Raw genomic sequence first — 15,564 nt, 5'->3', positions numbered from 1 at the left:
AAAGCTCGTCGGTTTAGCTATCCTCTTGCATATGGCTCAACTGAAACGAGCAGTCCACTCACAGTTTCGGCCTCAACCAGTCGAGCGCCTTGGCGGCGATCTCTGGCCACTGGTCCTCAAACTGGATGTAGTGGCAGGCCCCGTTGACCGCGAGGAAATCCGAGTTTTCGTAACGCTCCGCCATCAATCGCGCGGTGCTTGGCGTCACAGCTTTGTCCTCGGTTCCTGAAACGAAGAGCAAAGGGCAAGAGACCTTGTTCGGGTCAACAAACGTGGTTTGGCGGACGTCATACATCCAGAAAACAAACTCAAAAAGCACCCGCCCGGATTCGGAGCAGAGACGCGCATGGATGTTCCGTTGTAAACTGGGCGGCAGCGTGTTGAACCCATACGTCGTCAGAAGCTCGAGATCCTGCTCCAGGGCATGCTCCCAAAATGCACCAGCCGAAATGAGCAGCTTGCCAAGTTCGCGCTCCCCGTCCGTCGTCGGCAAAATGCCGTTCACAATGCTGCTGTTGAGAAGAACCCCTGCTTTTATGGCGCCCTCGGCTGCCAAAAGCTGCGCGATAACCCCGCCGATCGAGTGCCCGACAACAACCGGCGCCTCGCCAATCTCTTCAATTGCTTGCCGGGCATCCTCTACATAATCCGCGATACTCACCCCGACAAGCTTGGCATCGCGTTCCGGTCCGGGTGGCAGGTCATGATGCCGATAGGTGAGGCTGTGACAGACATACCCGGAAGCCTCGAAGGACATACGGACATTATCCATCGCCCAGGCCGCAGCGTTGGTGCCGGTCAAAAGCAGGACTGGAGGCAAAGAGCTGTTAGACATCCGAAGCTCCTAAAGAACGAGGCCCCAGACAGAGCCCCACTCTCATCGCTTTATCAGCTCAGGCTCAACGAAGTGTAAGCCCGGAACTCGCAATTTAACAGCAGCATGCCGCTGCAGAGAGCAACGGCAGCCTGATAATGTCGTCAGGGCTTTTTTGTCGCCCGCAAAACCTTCGCCACAACCTGTTCAGCAAACACTTCGTGGTTTGCGACTGCTGTGCCAATCCTTGCGTCTTTGACAATGACTTCTTTTGTCCGCGCATCAATAACCGTCACCATGCCCGACATGGAGGATGCACCTGTCCCGAAGAGGATGTCATAACCCATATTTGAAATGAAGAAGCTCTGAATTTTGACGTCAACGTTGACCCGTCTCGGACCATGCAGGTCTTTCAACTTGTTCTTTAAGGCCTTCTTTGTGACCTTAACGATTATGTCTTTATCGTAGTCCACGCCCAGAACATTGTTCAGCCCTTCATATTTCCAATCGCCCGTCACGGTCACCTTTGTAACATTTACGCGCGCTGCTTCAATGTCTTTAGCCGTAATGGTTGTTTGGCACGCTGCCAGTGTAAATCCAACCATAGCGAGCACCGCTACGTTCCGCAGGTTCTTCAGCTTCTGTGCGAAGCTATATAATAGTTTGTTTTTCATTGAGTTATGACTTCATTGCATCGAGGCAGAAATTGTAATGAGCCATAGTGTCAGCGAAGGCTTGCGCCTGAGTGATTTCTCTCACCTTTCAAAAGCACGTTTTTCTGAAAGGCTTTATGTTTTCTTTGGAGGTTCGCGCCTAAGCTTCATCCGTGAGGTGGGCTTTTTCGGGCCGCTCATCATCACGTCTGTTCTCTGGTTTGGGTGAGAAAGAGATCTTTCTCTAACAGCTGGAGTGCGCCGGGGGAATGCAGGAAACCCTGTCGGAAGGACGGTAGATGACACAAGGAGTTGGCCTTGTCATGCAAGGCGGTGGAGCACTTGGAGCCTATGAGGTCGGTGCGCTCACCCGCATTTATCAGGCAGGCTTCGAGCCGGAAATCATCACTGGCACCTCCATTGGTGCGTTGAATGCGGCTGTCATTGCGGCCCCAAAACTCGGCGACCCTATCGAGACCCTCCACGCCCTGTGGGAGCATCTGAGCCACGCGCCCGGCTTCATATGGCATTCCAGCCAGAAGCTGCTGCGTGCCAGCATGGGCCATCCTCGCTTTTTCAAGCTGCACCCGCCGTCTTTCATGAGTGAAAATCGCCCCAGCATCTACGACATCACCCCTGCGCTTGAGACCATGGAAAAGTTTATCGACTTTGAGCGCCTCAACAGCGAGGAGGCACCACGGCTGGTGATCACAGCAACCAACGTGGCAACAGGGCAGATTGAGCGGTTCTCCAACCGGGATCACTACCTCACCTCCAAACACATCATGGCTAGTGGATCTCTGCCTCCGGGCTTCCCACCGATTGAGCTGGACGGTCACTATTACTGGGATGGCGGACTTTACGACAACACGCCGATCCGTTCACTTCTGCGCATTCTGGATGACTACCAGGTCTCTCATATGCCAATCTTCCTGATCGAGCTGTTCTGTCCGGAAGGCATCATTCCCACCACAGTAGAAGAAGCGGTCTACCGCATGACGGAGCTCATGTTTGAGGACAAGTTCTGGCTCATGCTGGACGGCGACAAGTGCGCTCAGCATTACTCGCATATGCTCTACGATCTGGACAAACTGGTGCCTCAGGATTCTCCCATCAGAGACTGTGATCACTACCGTTCGCTCATGAAAATGCGTGCGATCTCCCACATCATCACCGTAAAGGCTGAGCACAATGCACTGACCGGTGTGGTGGATTTTGAACCCAAGAGCATCAACGAGCGCATCAAGACCGGATATCTGGCTGCGGATCAGGCGTTGATCAATTACGCCGACCGTATTGAGGCCATCATAGCGGCGACGTACGAAGGCCATATGACCGACAACACCCATTCAGAGCACAAACCGCACCCGGACGAAAAGAGGTGCCAATGAGTGAGATTGACGAAAGCAAATATGACAGCGGCGCCTATGAGAACAAATGGTTCAAGGCGTCCGACGGCATCAAGCTCAATTACCGTGTGTATGGCAACGGCACCACCCGAAAACCCGCTATCATCGCTTTACCGGGCCTGACCCGCTGTGCGCGCGATCTGGACCCTATGGCCGTCCAGCTGAGCGAAACCTACAAGATCTACGCATTGAGCCTGCGTGGGCGGGATTTATCGGAGTATGACCCGGATTACAGCAACTACAACACCACCGTTTACCTCCGCGATATCTACGAGTTCTGGAAGTTCACCGGAGAACCGCCCGTGGTGCTGCTCGGGTCCTCCCTTGGCGCTTTGCTTGCTATGCTGATGGTGGAGGACCACCCGGATATGCTGGCTGGCACAGTGCTCAATGACCTTGGCGCCACAATCGAGTTTGCTGGCATGTCGCGCATTTTTGGGTATGCCGGACAGCTGGAGGACGAAGAAGAGCTGAGTGCGGTGGTCAGCACCATCAAAGAGCACGTAGGCAACCAATTTATAAACTTACCGGAGGACCAGTGGGAGCGCATGGCGCTGTCCATGTATGGTCGCAAAAACGGCAAATGGCACCATCGCTACGACGACAATCTCGGCGTGGCACTCTGCGAGAACAAAGAGGGCTTCCGTGACCTGTGGCAGGCTCACCAGCGCGCCGCCGACCTTGAGCTGCCTGTCCTGTCTATTCGCGGTGAGCTGTCGGATGTCACCACTGCCGTTACCATCCGCTCCATGAAGAACATGGCCCCTTACATGCAATCGGTGGATATTCCCAATCGCGGGCACTGCCCCTTATTGGATGAACCGCAATGCATAGAAGCGCTGATGGGCTTCATGGCTCAAATTGAAAACCGTGCCTGAACCGTAAACGAGTGGAGGCAAGCATGGCCCGCAAACATCTGGTTTTGTTGAATATGATCGGGGCACTCGCTCTGGTCATGATCGATCAGACTGTGCTGGGCATTATTCTGCCATCCCTTCAGCGAACCTATGCCTTTGGTCCGGTGCACCTGCAATGGGCGGTCAACGCCTATCTGATCGCACTGGCCTCTATGTTGATGTGTGGTGGCTGGCTGGGCGATAAATTCGGCTACTTCACCTCCCTTCGCATCGGTGTGGCACTGTTCACAGCCGCCTCGCTCGCCTGTGCCTACGCCCCGACGGGCGACATATTCATAACCTCCCGCGTGTTTCAGGGGCTCGGCGCCGCATTGATGCAGCCTGCGGCAACGGCTCTCGTGTTTTCCTCTTATCCGGCGGATGAAAGGGGCAAGGCTCTGGCACATTATGTCGGCGCAGGCCTGGTCTTTATGGCAGCAGGGCCACTGGTGGGCGGCACGCTGGTGCAACTGTTCTCATGGCGGCTGGTGTTCTTGCTCAACGTACCCATTGGAGCTGCCGTCCTGATCATGGCCTTTGCCATCGGCAAGGGCAAAACCTCCAGAGAAACCGGTAATTTTGACTTTCTGGGTGCAGCTCTTTTTGTCATGGCATTGCTGGTGTTCACTGTTGCAGTTCAACGCATGGGCGATTATCGCCTCACACTGGGGGAAGGGGTCGTCTCGCTTGGGTTCATAGCTCTGATTTGTTATCTGCTGTTTGCCCGCAGGCACCGTGTCGCGCAGCCATTCATCCAGTTCTCCCTCTTTGAAAACAAGGTCTATCTGGGGTGCTGTCTACTGCTCTTCTGCATTCCCTTTGGCTTGTTGGCACAAGTGGTGTTCGGCGCCGTTTTCCTACAAAACGTCTTGAGCCTGACGCCCTTTCAAGCAGGCCTTTCCATGTTGCCCGTGGTGCTGACAATCATCATCTGCGCTCAGTTCGGGGGGCGTCTGGTGGGCAAAATCAATTTCCGCAATCTTGCGGTTTGCGGCAGTCTGGCCATGGGGGCTGGTTTCTTGATGCAGGCTCTGGTGATCCACTACAACAATCTCTGGATGCTGTTTCCCGGAATGATGCTGATGGGGGCCGGACTAGGGTTTCTCATCAGCTCCGTTTCTACAGAAGCTCTCTCCCACGTTTCTCTACTCGCCCGTGCCCGCGCCACGGCCTTGCTGCAAACCTGCCGGCAGGTGGGGGGCGTTTTTGGCATTGCCTGTGTGGGGGCTCTTATCAATTGGCGGGAAAAGACGATGATTTCCGCTGCAGCTGAGCTGATGGAGCCCAATGACAAAGACCGCGAACTGCTGCAGTTGCTGCTCTACAAGTTCATGGGTGATCAACCCGCCGCTGCCGCCTTGCTGCACGAGCGCTGGCCGCAGTCGCTTTACATCCTCAAAGCAATCAGTAGCCGAGCACTTGCAGATGGTTTTTTCTTCAGCGCACTGGTTTTGGCGGGTGCCGCTGTCATGTCTCTTTGGGCCTTCAAAGGCCACACACCAAGACAAAGACCACCAGCCTCAAAAACACCGGCACCGGAAAAGCCAGCAGATGATTAGTGCGAAAGTCCCCGTGCAAGAACCGGAAGCCACAACCTGACGCATTGGCGCCATTTTGTTTGCTTACAGGTTTGGCCAAAATTAACTGCGCAGACCAATCTCTCCTTCATCTTCTTAGGCGTATGCTCTCAGGGTAACCGGAGCGATGCCCCGGCGATTTGCATAAACACCTTGGCACCACCTGATTTTAAGACGGCTTCTTGATGCATCTACGGACACTAACAGTTTTGGCAGGACTTCTGGCGCTCAGTGGCTGCAATGAGTCCACGCCCCTCCAAAAATCAGCCCCACAAGCAGATATGATTGCAAAGTTGGACGAGCATGCCAAAGGCATCCAGCGCGGCAATCCGGATGCAAGCCTGAGTGTGGCGGTGGTTCGTGAGGGAAAGGTGGAGTTTATCCGTCTCTACGACAAATCCAGCAGAGGCAAAACTGTGGTTGGAGCACAAGAACCGATTTTTGAGGTTGCCTCCCTCGGCAAGCCCGTCTTTGCCTATCTGACGCTAAAACTGGTGGATTTAGATATCCTCTCGCTGGAACGCCCGCTCTACCAGTACGCCCCGGATCTGTTTGAAGGCTCTGACCCACGATTGAAGCGCATCACCGCTCGTATGCTGCTCTCTCATACCTCCGGCCTTGCCAACTTTGATGAGAAAGATCCGCTGAAACTGCGGTTTGATCCGGGCACGGAGTTTACCTATTCCGGTTCCGGCTATGCCTTGTTGCAGCAGGTGCTGGAACGACGAACGGGGCTGAACCTTGAGACGCTGGCGCGCATTCATGTGTTTGAGCCGCTTGGCATGTCATCCACCAGCTATCTCTGGCAGCGGGCTTACGATTACCGCATCCGTTTTGGGTATAATGCAGAGGGGGACCGGATAAAAGACAAGCGGAAACCCGCCATCGGCAATGCGGCATGGAGCCTGCACACCACCGCTGGAGATTACGCCCGCTTTCTGGTTGCTATGATGGATGAGGCCGCAGAGCCCGAGCTGAAAGAGCGGATGTTGCAAACCCACAAAACTGTGACAGGCAAGATCGGCTGGTCAATGGGGTGGGGGCTTCAGGCGACCAAGCCAAACAGCTCCATCTGGCACTGGGGCAGCAATCCGGGTTATCGCTCTTACACAGTTGGCTATCCGCAGGAGGATATGGGGATTGTGGTACTTTCCAACAATGAGAAGCTCTTTGAGAAAATCGAGCCGCTTATTCTCCATACAATAGGAGGGACATTGCCCTCCTATCACTGGTTCTAACTTACAGGGTCACACTGTTTCCCGCGCATTGGCAAGGAATGGTGACAGCCGCGCCATGGCTTCGTTGAGCTGCTCATCCGTTTGCGCAAAGCACAGGCGGAACCAACCCGGCTCTCCAACAAGGAACGCATCTCCCGGCGCGAGCCCCACCTTGGCCCGTTCAATCAGCATGCGGGCATAAGCGATGGAATCCGTCACGCCCTCCACCTTGAAATAAGCATAAAATGCACTTTCTGGCACCGGACAGGTCACACCCTCATGGGCGAGCAGGCGCGAGCACACCAGATCGCGTGCGTGCTGGTAGTTCTTTGCCATTTGCGCAACAAACTCCTCGCCCTGCTGAAGTGCAACCACAGCTGCGCGTTGAGAGAACGGCGGGGCACTGGCGATGGAGAACTCGGCGATCTTTTCGACAACAGGCGTCAGGCTTGGCGGCAAGGTGAGCCAGCCTAAACGCCAGCCAGTCATGGCCCACGATTTGGAAAAGGAATTCACCACGATCAGGCGATCTTCCGGCTCGGACACCTCAAGAAACGACGGTGCTGCCTTGCCGGAATAAACTGTACGGGCATAAACCTCATCAGAGATCAGCCATGTACCACGTTCGCGCAGAACTTCCATAATTCGCGCAATCTCATGTTTGGTCAGCATAAAGCCCGTCGGGTTGGACGGTGAGTTGAGCAACACCACCTTTGCGCCCCTGGCGGTTTCCAAAAACCCCTCCACATCCAGTGACCACTTGCCGTCCTTGACCTCAAGGGAGTGGGTGACCGTGCGGGCACCTTGCAGTTTGGGAATGGAGAGCAGGTTTGGGAAAGCGGGCGTCAGCGTGACAACCGTATCACCTTCTTCCAGCACACACTGAAAGGCCAGATTGAGCGCGTTGCCGCCGGAGACTGTGACCGCAACACGATCCACGCCGATAGGCTTGTTGTAAAGCTCACTCATATAGCCTGAGATCGCCTCTCGCAAATAAGGCCGTCCGAGGCCTTCTGCGTAAAACGTTTCTCCCGCGGACAAAGACCGTGCCGCCTCATCACAAATGAATTTGGGGGTAGGGATGTTTGGTTCCCCAAACCACAAAGGAATAAGACCCTCCACGCTCATGGCAGTATTTGCCAGCTCTCGCGTGATGGATGGAGGAACCTGAATTGCGCGGCTTACCAGCCCTTGTTTTGCTATACTCGTCAATATGTTGCCCGTCCGCCCGGATTTCAAACAATGATCAACCTCAGTGAGCCTTGGGATCGAAATAAGACCCAAAGCACCACCGTCCTGAAGTCTATTCATATATCAGCAAATAGAAATTTCCAGGATAGAGATTTCGTCAAGAGTTTGCGAGGGAAAGAGCCCGTGCAGTACTCGCACAGGGCGGCGGCATAGCACCACACGGGCCTTCACATACCCGGAATTAGGGTTCCGGGCTCTCGGGAGGAGGTTGCTGAAGCAACAGGAGCGGCCATTGCTTCAACTTCTCACAACACACTGGGGCTATGGCTTTTGGGTATATCTTTGCCTGAAAACCCATCTTTCAGAGATATGCCTGGATCAGCCCCAGGAGCATCAAGTCTCTCTCATCGCATGTGCGATCTGGTCCATCATTGGTTTGATCAGATAGGACAGAACAGACCGGTCTTCTGTCTTGATAAACGCCTCAACCGGCATGCCCGGAATGAGGGATTTGCCGTCCAAACGCTCCAGTTCCTCTTCAGGAATGGCCAGCTCAGCCAGATAATAGGTGCTGCCTGTGCGCGGGTCCTGCACCAGATCGGGCGAGATGGTTTTCAGCCGCGCCTTGAGTTCCGGTGTGGTGCGCTTGTCAAACGCGGGCAGGCGAATGGTTGCTTCCTGATTGGGATTGATCTGATCCACATCCACCGGCTGCACTTTAGCTTCCACGATGAGCTGGTCTTCTTCCGGCACGATCTTCATCACCACTTCGCCGCCCATGATGACGCCGCCGATGGTGTGAATGGCCAGATCAAACACCTTGCCGTTTTGAGGTGCTCGGATTTCCGTCCGGCGCAGCTCGTCCTGCGCTGCAATGCGTCGTTCTTCGAGCTCAGAAATCTGGGCGCGGGTTTGTTGCAGTTGTTCCAGATTGTTGGACCGTAGTTCCTCATCTGATTGTATGATCATGACCCGGCGTTCGCTGATCGCTTCTCCAGAGCGGGCGATCTGGGCAATGATGCCGCCAAGCTCACCTTCCAGAGAGCTACGCTCACGCTGGAACGCCATGACACGGGACTCGGTCACCAGTTTCTTTTTACGCAAAGATTCCAAGCCACCCAGTTCGGTGTTGATCAGGTCCACTTCGTTCTGTTTTGCATCCCGCTGCAGTTCTAGGCCGTCGATCTGCTTTTCAAACTGGCCGATCTGGGTTTCCAGCTGCTCTTTCTTGCTCAGGTGATTTTTCTGCCGCGCTTCCATCATGTTGCGCTGGGTTTCTTCAATCATCATCAGATGCGCACGGTGCAAAGGAGATTTCGCCCGTTGCTTGAACGTAATCTCAGTGCGGCCCTGTATCTCGGAGGTCAGCCGGGATTCCTGCGCATAAAGCTCATCCAGCTGATTGGTCAGCACAGCCAGATTGGAGCGGGTGAGAGTATCATCCAACCGCAGGACAAGTTCTCCGGCCTTCACCGGATCGCCGTTCTTGACGAGGATCTGGTTGACGATGCCGCCATCGCGGTGCTGCACGCTCTTGGTGCTGGTTTCAACAACGATGGTTGCCGGAGCAACAACCGCGCCGGAAATTTCCGTCACAACTGTCCAGGTGCCTGCACCGAAGATGAGGAGTGCCGCCAGAGCGCCGCCCCATTTGAGGTGACGGGTGATGCTTCCGCCGATATCGTAGGAATTGTCGGTATTTCTAGCCATTTAACACCACCTCCTGCGGCTTGCGAAGCGGAGCTATCACCTGCTTCATGATCTTGTCTTTTGCACCAATGGCTTCCGCTTCACCCTCATTCATCACAAGGATCTGATCGACTGCTGATGTCGCTGCCGGACGGTGTGCCACCACGATGACGATGGAGCCACGCTCACGCATATCGTGGATAGCGTTGGTCAGCGCTGCTTCGCCTTGCGCATCTAGATTGGAGTTTGGCTCATCCAGCACGATCAGGAACGGGTTGCCATAAAGCGCACGCGCCAGTGCAATCCGCTGACGCTGACCACCAGAAAGACCGTTGCCAGTTGCGCCGATGACAGTGTTGTAGCCTTCCGGCAAGCTCACGATCAGGTCGTGCACGTTGGCCATGCGGGCGGCTTCAATCAGCTTGTCGCTGTCTTCATCCGGCTTGAAACGCTGGATGTTCTCGGCGATGGTGCCATCAAAGAGCTGAATGTCCTGTGGCAGATAGCCGATGAAATCACCACGATCCATCGCGCTCCACTGGTCCAGCTCAGCGCCATCAAAACGGATCGAGCCTTTCAGAGGATTGGTAATGCCAACCATCGCTCTCGTCAGCGTTGACTTGCCAGACCCCGAATGCCCGATGATACCCAGACCATCGCCTGCTTTCAGTTCCAGAGAAACGTTTTTGACGAAGGCTTCTCTGGCTGCGATTGGTCCACAGGACAAGCCTTCAACAACAACCGACTCCTGCGGGAACGGAATGGACACCCGCTCTTTTGGCTTTGCCTGTGAGGCGAAGATTTCCTGAAGCCGCGAAATGCCAACTCTGGCGGCCACAAATCCACGCCAGTTGACGATTGCCATCTCAACCGGAGCCAGTGCACGGGCCGTCATAATGGAGGACGCGATCATCACGCCTGCAGAGACTTCCTGCTGAATAACCAGCCACGCCCCAAGGGCAAGAATACCGGACTGCAGCATGAACCGCAGGGTCTTGATCATGGTGGTGAAGATGTTGGAGCGATCAGAGGCTGCCCGCTGGCGACCAAGGAAGACATCATTGTTGTCCTCCCAACGATCACGCAAGTGGTCAATCATGCCCATGGCCTCAATGCTCTCGGCATTGCGGCGGCACGCTTCAATCAATGTAGTCCGCTTGTTGGCTTCAACAGCTGTGTTTGCAGCCGGGCGACGAGAGGACAACTCGTTCAGCGCAATCAAGGCACAGATGAACAACGCACCAATGAGAGCCGTGGTGCCCAAAAGCGGGTGAAACAGAAACACGATGCCCAAATAGAGCGGCATCCATGGCATATCGAAGATCGCGGAAGGACCGGAGCCGGACAGGAACTGCCGGATGGAGTCCAGATCGCTGACAGGTCTGGAGCGTTCGCCCTCAGCGCCCATAACCAACGGGACGCGGGTCGAAGTTTCAAAGGCCAGACCGGTGAGCTGCTCATCCACGTGTTGACCAACACGCAGCAACAGTCGGTTCCGCAGACCATCCAGAATTCCGTAGAAGATATAAAGCACAGCCACAAACAGGCTGAGAACAACAAGCGTTGGCACAGAGCTGCTGGACAAGACGCGATCATAGATCTGCAGCATGAACAAAGGGCCAGTCAGCATAAGCAGGTTGATTAACATGCTGATGCCACCAATGCCCCAAAACGCCCGATAGAGTTTGCGAAAGGCGTTGGAAATGTAGGATGTGTGCTCTTGTAACGGCTTACCCAAAATACCCTCCAGCTTGTTGTTTTTATGCTGGGTTGGTTCGGGCGCCACACCCAAGCTCGTGGCGCCCGAACCGTTCTGATTACATCAACATGTCATCAGAACCGTAGTCTGCATTGCCTTCCAGCACTGGTGCATCTGCTGCAGCAACTTCTACAGTTTCAGATGCAGGGTTGAGAGCGTCATAAACGTCCTTTACCCCTTCAGCGATGTTGGTGATGACGCTGACAACGGCCGTAACTGGGTTTGATGTTGCAACCCCCACGGCTATGTCCACGACAACGTCAACAACAGTGTCGACAACAGCTTCAAATACGCCTGCGATCTTCTGACCAAGCTCATGCTGACCAAATGCATCGGAGACGGTTTCAATCACTGCGCTAACAGCTTTGGTTACGACGTTTGCGATTGCTTTGAATGGATTCCACCAGCCCATGTCTTTATCCCTTTCAGACAAAAGTTAGATAAGTTTCACCGCTCCCGAAGCGCACTCCGAGGTACAGTGATGTTAAATTGTTGGTGTGATACCGCTGGCAGGAGGTCCTTCAGATGGCTACACGTAACGTGTTGGCTTCAAAGGGTCCCAATCCAAGTCGGTTCTCTATTTCGAAGAAGTCCCTGGACGCACCCGAACACTGCTAATGCCGCATTCAGAATGCAAGTCTACACTACGAATATATGTCATAGCCTAGCCTCCCAGCTTCGCTAAATGCTCACAATGAGCATGCCTCATAGCGACAAACGTTTTGAGTAACGTTTAGTGTCACCCAACCAACTTCAGTTACCTGAAGTCCTAATCAAATCCCCTATGCATAACTTGCATTAATCTCATCATACCACTTTGAGTACACATTACAGATACGATGCAATCCGCCAGTTACACATCCCCGTTTTGGGAGGTGACCTGATCTGAGTTCAATATTTGGCCGCAATTGGGGCGGAAATGTGGCGAACAATTTTATACTTTTAGATCTAGAATAAATGTTATCCAAATGTTTAGTGCAAATACAACTCTAGGTATTATTGAAATATCAGTATTTTTATACTTAGGGTATATTAAATTTATCTTACATAAAAATTTATCGATAAAAAGTACCTTACGTTTGAGTAAGTTACCTCACATGACGTGATGCATGTCACACTCATACGTGTGTCAACACAAAAAATATGAGGGTGACACTCATTTTTTAGTGAAAATATATCACCAAGGTGCCGTTTAGGTCATATATTTACCTTAAAAGTGACCACACAACGGCAAATCAGGGCAATCAAAGTGGATAATAGTGTCAGTTGAAGAGGACAAATCCGGAAATTTAGAAATGAGGAATCCAGCGTCTGTGCGCACTTAATGGTTTAATCAAACTAAGCTGATGAACCTCAGATTGCTTACTCTAAGTAAATACCCCGACCTACTTTCGTAGATCGAGGCATCAAGAGATCGGCATTTACGGCAGGTGGTTCAGAGGCGCTAACCTCCGGGCCTGCTGCGGATGTTCTCAGGCAGCCATGTGGCGATCTCAGGGAACGCGATCAGGACAAAGACCATCGCGACCATGATCAGGAACATCGGGAACGCTGCCCGCGCAATGAAGCCCATCTGATAGTTGGTCATGCCTTGCAGCACGAACAGATTAAACCCGATCGGCGGCGTGATCTGCGCCATCTCAACCACCACCACGATGAAGATACCAAACCAGATCAGGTCAATGCCCGCCTGACGGATCATTGGCTCCACCACAGCCATGGTCAGCACCACAGAAGAAATGCCATCCAGGAACATGCCGAGGATCACGTAGAACACCAGCAGCACCATCAGCAGCTCAAAGCGGCTGAGCTCCAGCGTTGCGATCATGTCAGCCAGACCGCGCGGCAGACCTGTAAAGCCCATGGATAGAGACAGGAACGCAGCACCGGCAAGGATCAGTGCAATCATGGAGGAGGTATAGGTCGCCCCCATCAAACTGCTTGTGAAGCTTTTCCAGGACAGCGAGCCCTGAGAAGCTGCGAGGATCAGACTTCCAATCACACCAAAGGCTGCAGCTTCTGTCGCCGTTGCGTAGCCCAGATACATGGAGCCAATCACAACGAGGATCAGCAGGATCACAGGCAGCAGGAAGCGGGTGTTCTTCACCTTCTCAGCAAAGCTCATCTCAGGTTCCGCTTTCGGATCCCATTTGGAAGAGACTTTAGAGGTGATCGCCACATAGGCCATGAACATGCCAGCCAGCACGATACCCGGCATAATGCCTGCAAAGAACAGCTTGGAGATACTCTCGTTAATGGTCACGCCATAAACGATCAGCGTCAGGGACGGCGGGATCATCAGACCCAGCGTTGCTGCACCAGCCAGCGTGCCAATGATCATCTTTTCCGGATAATCACGCTTACGCAGCTCGGGGATAGACATCTTGCCAACGGTGGTCAGTGTCGCAGCAGACGAACCGGAAACTGCCGCAAAGACGGTACAGCCAACAATGTTGGTGTGAACCAGACCACCTGGAAGGCGGGCCATCCAGGGGGCAAGGCCGCGGAACATATCTTCCGATAATCGGGTTCGATACAGGATTTCACCCATCCAGATGAACAGCGGCAGCGCCGTCAGTGTCCAGGAGGAGGATGCCGACCAAATGGTCGTCAACATCACGTCGCCAACAGGGCGGGTGGTGAACAGTTCCATGCCAACCCATGCCACACCCATAAGTGCCAGACCGACCCAGACGCCGGTGCCAAGCAAGGTGAACATGACAAACAGGAACAGAATGATAATGCTTATATTTTCCATTGCTCTTATTCTCCGGCAACTGCTTCTTCAAGTTCAGGCGCAATACGGTGCTTGCCAGTGAATATGAGTTGAAGGAGGTGGTCTGTGAGAGCAATCGCAAGGATCAAGGCACCAAGGAACATAAAGCCCTGTGGGATCCAAAGCGGTGTGCGGTCTTGTCCCTGACTGATGTCATTGAACTTGTGGGACCAGTAAACGAAACGGTAGGCGTAGTACACGAAGTACCAGATCGTGGCGGAGCCAATGGCAAAACACCAGATTTCCAGAATGCGCTGTGCTGTCTTGCCCAGCATTTGGTGCAGGATGGATACGCGAATATGGATGCCCTTGTTCAAGGCATTGGCAAATGCAAGGAAACTGGCGGCGGCCATGGCATAGCCTGCATATTCTGCGGCGCCCGGAAAGACCTCTCCCGTCCAACGTGCCAGCATCTGCACGACAATCAGTCCGAGGATGGCAATCAGACAAAGCGCGGAAAGAACTCCAGCTGTCTTGTAGATCCCATCCAGCCCTAAGCGCAGTGCGCGTGTCAGCTTCATTGTTCTCCCCCTCGAAAAAAGAAAAGCCGGAGTTCCAAAAGGTTCTCCGGCTTTTGCGTGCTTATTTCATTGCTTTGAAGGTGCTGACAACAGCCTTGCCATCGTCACCAGCAGCTTCAAGCCATTCTGCAGTCATGGTTGCACCAATTTCCTGCAGGTCAGCTTTCATCTGGTCGCTACCCTTTTCAACCTTCATGCCGCCTTCACGCAGGCCATCAAGGGTGAAGTTTGTGTAGTCGATAGAACGCTTGAGGCCAGCTGCTTCTGCCGTTGCCGCGCAGCCCTGAATGATGCCTTTGTTCTTTTCAGAAACACCAGACCACACATCAGAGTTGACGAGCATGTAGTTGCGTGGCAGCCATGCATCCACTTCGTAGAAGTAGTTGAGACTTTCCCAAACTTTACGATCGTAACCAGTTGCACCGGAGGAGACCATGGAGTCAGCAACACCGGTTGCAAACGCCTGAGAGATTTCAGCTGCTTCAATGGAAACTGGCAGCATGCCTGTCAGCTCAGCAAGACGCGCAGTTGCGGTGTTGTAAGAGCGAAACTTGATGCCTTCCATGTCAGCAACAGAGTTGACAGCATTTTTGAAGTACAGACCCTGAGGAGGCCATGGCACGGAATACAGCAGGGTCAGGTTTTGCTCGCCAAGAACCTTTTCAAGCGCTGGCTTTGCAGCAGTCCATAGCTTTGCCGCATCATCAAAAGATGTCGCGAGGAATGGAACGGAATCCACACCGAACAAGGCATTTTCGTTCTGATGACCGGAAAGCAGACGCTCACCGATTGGCACCTGACCGGTCTGAACTGCGCGCTTGATGTCGCCACCCTTGAACAGGGAGCCGCCCGGGTGAGTGGTTACTTCGATTTCACCACCAGTGCCAGACGTAATACAAGCTGCAAATTCTGCACCCGTTACAGAATGGAAATTGGACCCTGAGTACGCCATTGGCAGGTCCCACTTTTCCGCAGAAGCAGCAGTTGCCCCCAACGCCATAGCGGAAACACTCAAGGTAACCAGTAGACTAGACTTCTTCATATGTTCTCTCCTCCAAGAAA

The 15,564-nt window shown here is 53.6% G+C and carries 14 protein-coding genes; 5 read left to right on the top strand and 9 right to left on the bottom strand.

Translation table 11 applies throughout. The annotated features are described in order from the left end of the window. Positions 1-58: 58 nt before the first annotated feature. Both PsAD5_RS20235 and PsAD5_RS20230 read right to left on the bottom strand, forming a co-directional pair. Entirely contained in the window at positions 59-835 is a 777-nt protein-coding gene (locus PsAD5_RS20235; protein WP_063293413.1) for an alpha/beta hydrolase, read from the bottom strand. Positions 836-978: 143 nt separating this feature from the next. Next, complete coding sequence (locus tag PsAD5_RS20230; protein ID WP_063293412.1) at positions 979-1,488, bottom strand: hypothetical protein; 510 nt, start codon at positions 1,486-1,488, stop codon at positions 979-981. Between the two features lie 37 nt (positions 1,489-1,525). Between PsAD5_RS20230 and PsAD5_RS28090 the strand changes: the two genes are divergently transcribed. The 5 genes from PsAD5_RS28090 to PsAD5_RS20210 all read left to right on the top strand — a co-directional run bounded on the left by PsAD5_RS28090 (position 1,526) and on the right by PsAD5_RS20210 (position 6,587). Beyond that, on the top strand, positions 1,526-1,696 hold the full coding sequence (locus PsAD5_RS28090; RefSeq protein WP_193778165.1) for a hypothetical protein: 171 nt from the start codon (positions 1,526-1,528) through the stop codon (positions 1,694-1,696). 70 nt (positions 1,697-1,766) lie between these two features. Beyond that, the gene (locus PsAD5_RS20225) at positions 1,767-2,858 is read left to right on the top strand and encodes a patatin-like phospholipase family protein (RefSeq protein WP_208988716.1); all 1,092 of its coding nucleotides are present in this window, start codon (positions 1,767-1,769) and stop codon (positions 2,856-2,858) included. After that, positions 2,855-3,754 carry an alpha/beta fold hydrolase gene (locus PsAD5_RS20220; RefSeq protein WP_057461367.1) on the top strand — a complete coding sequence of 300 codons (900 nt, stop codon included), beginning with the start codon at positions 2,855-2,857 and terminating at the stop codon, positions 3,752-3,754. Before PsAD5_RS20225 ends, PsAD5_RS20220 begins: the two co-directional genes overlap by 4 nt. Positions 3,755-3,777: 23 nt before the next feature. Continuing rightward, positions 3,778-5,331: an MFS transporter gene (locus tag PsAD5_RS20215; RefSeq protein ID WP_063293411.1), complete on the top strand. Its 1,554-nt coding sequence runs from the start codon at positions 3,778-3,780 to the stop codon at positions 5,329-5,331. A gap of 299 nt (positions 5,332-5,630) precedes the next feature. Further along, complete coding sequence (locus tag PsAD5_RS20210) at positions 5,631-6,587, top strand: serine hydrolase domain-containing protein (RefSeq protein WP_063293410.1); 957 nt, start codon at positions 5,631-5,633, stop codon at positions 6,585-6,587. Positions 6,588-6,596: 9 nt separating this feature from the next. Here the strand turns inward: PsAD5_RS20210 and PsAD5_RS20205 are convergent, their stop codons facing one another. The 7 genes from PsAD5_RS20205 to PsAD5_RS20175 form a co-directional block, all read right to left on the bottom strand. Further along, positions 6,597-7,778 (bottom strand): pyridoxal phosphate-dependent aminotransferase, encoded by a 1,182-nt coding sequence (locus PsAD5_RS20205; RefSeq protein WP_063293596.1) that lies wholly within the window; start codon positions 7,776-7,778, stop codon positions 6,597-6,599. Positions 7,779-8,150: 372 nt separating this feature from the next. After that, complete coding sequence (locus PsAD5_RS20200; RefSeq protein WP_063287564.1) at positions 8,151-9,467, bottom strand: HlyD family type I secretion periplasmic adaptor subunit; 1,317 nt, start codon at positions 9,465-9,467, stop codon at positions 8,151-8,153. Next, the gene (locus tag PsAD5_RS20195; protein ID WP_063287721.1) at positions 9,460-11,184 is read right to left on the bottom strand and encodes a type I secretion system permease/ATPase; all 1,725 of its coding nucleotides are present in this window, start codon (positions 11,182-11,184) and stop codon (positions 9,460-9,462) included. Before PsAD5_RS20195 ends, PsAD5_RS20200 begins: the two co-directional genes overlap by 8 nt. Before the next feature lie 79 nt (positions 11,185-11,263). Next, positions 11,264-11,617, bottom strand: a complete 354-nt coding sequence (locus tag PsAD5_RS20190; protein ID WP_057461372.1) for a hypothetical protein — start codon at positions 11,615-11,617, stop codon at positions 11,264-11,266. Positions 11,618-12,649: 1,032 nt separating this feature from the next. Next, positions 12,650-13,963: a TRAP transporter large permease gene (locus tag PsAD5_RS20185; RefSeq protein WP_057461373.1), complete on the bottom strand. Its 1,314-nt coding sequence runs from the start codon at positions 13,961-13,963 to the stop codon at positions 12,650-12,652. Between the two features lie 5 nt (positions 13,964-13,968). Then, positions 13,969-14,502, bottom strand: coding sequence for a TRAP transporter small permease (locus tag PsAD5_RS20180; RefSeq protein WP_057461374.1), 534 nt, complete (start codon positions 14,500-14,502; stop codon positions 13,969-13,971). Between the two features lie 61 nt (positions 14,503-14,563). Continuing rightward, on the bottom strand, positions 14,564-15,544 hold the full coding sequence (locus PsAD5_RS20175) for a TRAP transporter substrate-binding protein (RefSeq protein ID WP_063287563.1): 981 nt from the start codon (positions 15,542-15,544) through the stop codon (positions 14,564-14,566). Between the last annotated feature and the right edge of the window lie 20 nt (positions 15,545-15,564).

This window comes from Pseudovibrio sp. Ad5 (assembly GCF_001623095.1).
GTDB lineage: Bacteria > Pseudomonadota > Alphaproteobacteria > Rhizobiales > Stappiaceae > Pseudovibrio.
Note: the sequence above shows the minus strand (reverse complement) of the source record. Positions and strands in the feature narration are given on the sequence as shown.

Bases quoted from the DNA above. Each gene is read 5' to 3' on its own strand.
- PsAD5_RS20180 (WP_057461374.1), bottom strand. From the start codon at position 14,502: ATGAAGCTGACACGCGCACTGCGCTTAGGGCTGGATGGGATCTACAAG.
- PsAD5_RS20220 (WP_057461367.1), top strand. From the start codon at position 2,855: ATGAGTGAGATTGACGAAAGCAAATATGACAGCGGCGCCTATGAGAAC.
- PsAD5_RS20190 (WP_057461372.1), bottom strand. From the start codon at position 11,617: ATGGGCTGGTGGAATCCATTCAAAGCAATCGCAAACGTCGTAACCAAA.
- PsAD5_RS20210 (WP_063293410.1), top strand. From the start codon at position 5,631: ATGATTGCAAAGTTGGACGAGCATGCCAAAGGCATCCAGCGCGGCAAT.
- PsAD5_RS20175 (WP_063287563.1), bottom strand. From the start codon at position 15,544: ATGAAGAAGTCTAGTCTACTGGTTACCTTGAGTGTTTCCGCTATGGCG.
- PsAD5_RS28090 (WP_193778165.1), top strand. From the start codon at position 1,526: ATGAGCCATAGTGTCAGCGAAGGCTTGCGCCTGAGTGATTTCTCTCAC.
- PsAD5_RS20225 (WP_208988716.1), top strand. From the start codon at position 1,767: ATGACACAAGGAGTTGGCCTTGTCATGCAAGGCGGTGGAGCACTTGGA.
- PsAD5_RS20200 (WP_063287564.1), bottom strand. From the start codon at position 9,467: ATGGCTAGAAATACCGACAATTCCTACGATATCGGCGGAAGCATCACC.
- PsAD5_RS20235 (WP_063293413.1), bottom strand. From the start codon at position 835: ATGTCTAACAGCTCTTTGCCTCCAGTCCTGCTTTTGACCGGCACCAAC.
- PsAD5_RS20215 (WP_063293411.1), top strand. From the start codon at position 3,778: ATGGCCCGCAAACATCTGGTTTTGTTGAATATGATCGGGGCACTCGCT.
- PsAD5_RS20230 (WP_063293412.1), bottom strand. From the start codon at position 1,488: ATGAAAAACAAACTATTATATAGCTTCGCACAGAAGCTGAAGAACCTG.
- PsAD5_RS20185 (WP_057461373.1), bottom strand. From the start codon at position 13,963: ATGGAAAATATAAGCATTATCATTCTGTTCCTGTTTGTCATGTTCACC.